General features: G+C 47.5%; 5 protein-coding genes. 3 read left to right on the top strand and 2 right to left on the bottom strand.

Going from position 1 to position 3,978, the window contains the following annotated elements:
• The 3 genes from KDK17_RS18215 to KDK17_RS18205 form a co-directional block, all read left to right on the top strand.
• A partial coding sequence (locus KDK17_RS18215) for a hypothetical protein (protein WP_257288731.1) occupies positions 1-613 on the top strand: 613 nt, incomplete at its 5' end.
• Positions 614-734: 121 nt separating this feature from the next.
• On the top strand, positions 735-2,339 hold the full coding sequence (locus KDK17_RS18210; protein ID WP_257253528.1) for a protein kinase: 1,605 nt from the start codon (positions 735-737) through the stop codon (positions 2,337-2,339).
• Complete coding sequence (locus KDK17_RS18205; protein ID WP_257288730.1) at positions 2,317-2,697, top strand: thiol-disulfide oxidoreductase DCC family protein; 381 nt, start codon at positions 2,317-2,319, stop codon at positions 2,695-2,697. Before KDK17_RS18210 ends, KDK17_RS18205 begins: the two co-directional genes overlap by 23 nt.
• Positions 2,698-2,790: 93 nt before the next feature.
• Here the strand turns inward: KDK17_RS18205 and KDK17_RS18200 are convergent, their stop codons facing one another.
• Together KDK17_RS18200 and KDK17_RS18195 are read right to left on the bottom strand one after the other, a co-directional pair.
• Complete coding sequence (locus tag KDK17_RS18200) at positions 2,791-3,507, bottom strand: hypothetical protein (protein ID WP_257288729.1); 717 nt, start codon at positions 3,505-3,507, stop codon at positions 2,791-2,793.
• On the bottom strand, positions 3,485-3,978 hold a 494-nt coding region (locus tag KDK17_RS18195; RefSeq protein WP_257288728.1), incomplete at its 5' end, for a hypothetical protein. The genes KDK17_RS18200 and KDK17_RS18195, both read right to left, overlap by 23 nt.

Genomic DNA, 3,978 nt, shown 5'->3' with positions numbered 1-3,978 from the left:
CCTCTGGGCATTTCTTGAATATCAGAAACCTAACCCTGATGGCAGTTACAAACAGGCAATGGAGCCAGTAATGCCTGAATTAACAATGGAGGACCTGGAAGCTGAGTCTGAGCGCATGAAGTTGCAAGAAGTCAATCTGGATAGCCTGCTGACCTCCGGCGATGAAATTGGCGTCATCGTAAAATTGCTGGATGGAGATCTGAGTACCAGTGACATAGAAAGAATCAAAAAAATGCTGCATGGAAAATTAAATGCCAAAGACAGCGAGACCGCTCAGGCACTATTGGATGGACCACTCTTATTTCATGATATCCAAGCCATCAAACGATTGCTCTTCGGCAAATTATCGACACCTGAAAGAGAGACAGTAGCCGATCTGGAACACCTGATAGAGTCAGCAGAAGAGATGAAGAGAAGTAAAAGCCAGCTGATTGATATGATTAACAGCTTGCTGCACCCGGTGCCCGAGCAGAGAATGACACCAGCACAAGCTTTGCAGCACTGCTGGTTCACTGAGCGAACAATAGACAGAGAGCAGGCCTTAAGAACACTGCATTTAGCAGCCGACATCCTTAAAGGAAAAGAAGGTGACGCAAACAAGAGTTTTGTATGAGTATCTCCCCCGAATGTCTCTAAAACCCTTCACTTAAGTCTCTCGGATAATCCGCCCCTGTTAATTGCCCCTCATTCCTGCCGATGCACTCCTTAATAGTGAACATGACCGGGAAAGATCCGTGGATATTCCAGGAAAGAAGTCGGGGGCAGCCACTGCTGCCTCGAATGCCTCTGATCAGGCGAAGCCGGAACAAAAGAAGCAGGGGAAGTGGCAGAGTAAGAAAGTTCAGCTGGATGTGCCGGTCAAAAATATCAGGCATAGCTCTTCAGGCTCAGGCTCAGGATCTGATTTTAGTGGGATATCTGGCTCTTCGATTTCTTCCTACCCGTCAAGCCCGGGAGCAGTCAGTGACGAAGTGTTTCCCGAAGATGATGTCTTCTCATATGACTCTCCGTTGAATGAAACGGCCCAGCTGGCAAAGAAAGAGTTGGGTCGGGGACGTTTTGCAACGGTATACCGGGTTATCCAGGAAAAAAGTAATGGCCAACAAGAACATTTCGCATTAAAAAAAACTCACTTGGGAGACCAGGGAGAACAAGAGCACAGGATATTAAAGAAGTTGGGAGAGCACCCAAATATTGTCAAAAGTTATGGTCTGGTAGAAGTCGATGGGGTTAGAGGGCTCCTGATGGAGATGATTGAAGGCCCTTCTCAGGATACCCTAATGACGCTTTTGATTGAGCTCTATGGGAATGGCAGGCTCAGCAGTCAGGCGTTTTTCAATGTTATGGCGTTTATGGAGTACGAGAAGTTTCAGGCACTTGATTACCTGCATAAGAAAGGTGTTGTCCATAACGACCTGAAACCCAATAACGCCATGATTGATCTTAAAAGTGGCCGCTTGAAATTGATTGATTTTGGTGGTGCCAAAGAGGAGGGTAAAAAAGCCAGTTACGGTCATGAAGACTATGCTTCTCCGGAATTATACCGATCGTTACTTAAGAAAGAGCTGGTCAGAGCCAGTTATGCCACAGATGCTTTTGCCCAGGGACAACATCTCTACCGTTTTTTGAACAGTCCGGGTCAACTCCATATTCACTCTTTTACCAATGGCGCAGAACCATGGGGTAAATATACCCCCGACCAACGATCTGAAGCAGCTTTTGAGGTGCTCAAGGCATTTCTCGAGTATCAGAAACCCAATCCTGATGGCAGTTACAAACAGGCAATGGAGCCAATAAGTCCTGAGTTAACACAGGATGATCTGGAAGCCGAGTCTGAGCGTATGAAGATGCAAGAATTTAATCTGGAGAGTCTGCTGACCTCCAGAGATGAAATTAGAGCAATTATGAAGTTACTGGATGGGGATTTGAGCGCCAGTGACATTGATAGAATCAAGAAAATGCTGCATGGAAAATTGAACGCCAGAGACAGCGAAACCGCTCAGGCACTGTTGGATGGACCGCTCTTGTTTCAAGATATCCAGGCCATCAAAGGCCTGCTCTACGGCAAGTTAACCACGACTGAAAGAGAGACGGTAACAGATCTGGGGCACCTGATAGAGTCTGCAGAAGAGATGAAAAGAAGTAAAAGTCAGCTGATTGACATGATTAACAGTCTGCTGCACCCGGTGCCCAGGCAGAGAATGTCTCCAGAGCAAGCTTTGCAGCATCCCTGGTTTACTGAACGTACAATAGACAGAGAGCAGGCCTTAAGAACACTTCACAGGGTTGCTGATGTATTGAAAAGAGATGAAGACGATGCAAATAAGAGTTTTTTATGACGGTCTCTGCCCTCTTTGTGTTAAAGAGGTTGCTCGCTGGAAAAATGCCCGTTTCACAAGTGAAGTAGAGTGGTTTGATATCACCGGTCAGGAAAAGGCACTGGAAGCCTGGGGAATTGATCCCCACAAAGCTCTGCTTGAATTACACACCATGACCGATGACGGTCGGGTTTATACGAGCATCGACAGTTACTCGCTCTTACTCAAACAGCTACCTGCCTGGACTTGGCTGGGACGGGTCATGAGTCTGCCGGGCCTGAAACAGTTCCTGAAGTGGACTTATGACTGGATGACCAGAGTCCGCTTGAAAAAAGAAGGTCGCTGGCCGGGCCAGTGCAACACAAAGCAATGTAAATAGTCATAGGCTCGTTCATCCCACCCGTCTGGACAGAGTGACGCTCATAACCAAACATGATCGCTAAAATCATGAATGCAGTGAGACTTATCAACGTCACTCCATATCATCATCCCTGACGTTCTGTCCTGCGAAAGAAAATACATTGCTGGCAAACAGCGTAAGTCCCTTGACCAGACTAACCAGAGGGAAGACGGCATTGTTGGCTCCGAGATTAAGCTGGCCATTGACATTATAAAAGTCTCTGGGAAATTCTTTATACACGTCCAGGGAATGCAATGGTTTCGGGTACATTATGTTATCCAGATTTCCAGTGAGCTTTATGTGTTCTGAGAAGCATTCGGCAAAAGGGGCAGATGCACGACGATCGCTAACCTCACAAGGTTGCAGAGCTGTCCAGTACAGGATTTCCTGAGCTGTGCGTGTCAGCCATGAACGGTACGTCGCACTGTCAACCCCCATAAATTCTGGCAGTCTTGACTTGGGCTGACATTCTTTTTCTTTGGCTAACAGGCCTGACAGGTATTCGTTAAGCAGTTGCTCAATAAAATGTTCTGTCTCCTTCACGGTTTGTTCCTTTTGGTAATGATAGTCCGGGGAGTCCCGACGCAGGCGTGATCTTAACATCACGGCTGCCAGCAGGTTTTCGCAGAGGGCATTGGCAAAACTTAACCGCTGTAGAACCTCGGGAGTATAGCCCGACGTTTTTGAGTCTCTGGCAGTGATGCCGCTTTTCATAGAGCCATAGAACTCAACATCGCCCCAATCCCGTAGACCATCCCAACCAAAATCAGGGCGTTCTATGGCCTTCACCCAGCCTCCAAAGGTTCCGGGTAATGGCAGGGCATAATAAGGATTTACCCAATAACGGGCTAAGGAACAGCCAACGACGTCCGGTATCATGAAAGGCCGGGATCGTTGACGTGGGCATAACGCCAACGTTGCCATTAAGTACTCCAATGTCGTGAATGCCGTTCAACAGGCCTCGCTCTGCGATCGCGTAAGGAGTGCTGGTTCCATCCGGAGTATGCGCGTATTGACCGTAATTGTTGGTCGCTTTGAAGTGGTAGACCCGGTAGGCTTTTTCACCATCAACATTGGTCACTTGTAAACGATCAGTGAAATCTTGGATACTCTTGGGAAGATCCTTTTCCTGTACAATCAGGTACTGGCCAAAACGGGGTTTCTGGCTTCTAAAGCGGTCACTTTTGGCAATAAATTGATGCATAATGCCTTCTTGCGCCAGGGTGGCCTCAAACTCTCCGACCCGATGGAACTTATAGT

It is taken from the genome of Endozoicomonas sp. SESOKO2, assembly GCF_024606245.1.
Taxonomy (GTDB): domain Bacteria; phylum Pseudomonadota; class Gammaproteobacteria; order Pseudomonadales; family Endozoicomonadaceae; genus Endozoicomonas_A.
Note: the sequence above shows the minus strand (reverse complement) of the source record. Positions and strands in the feature narration are given on the sequence as shown.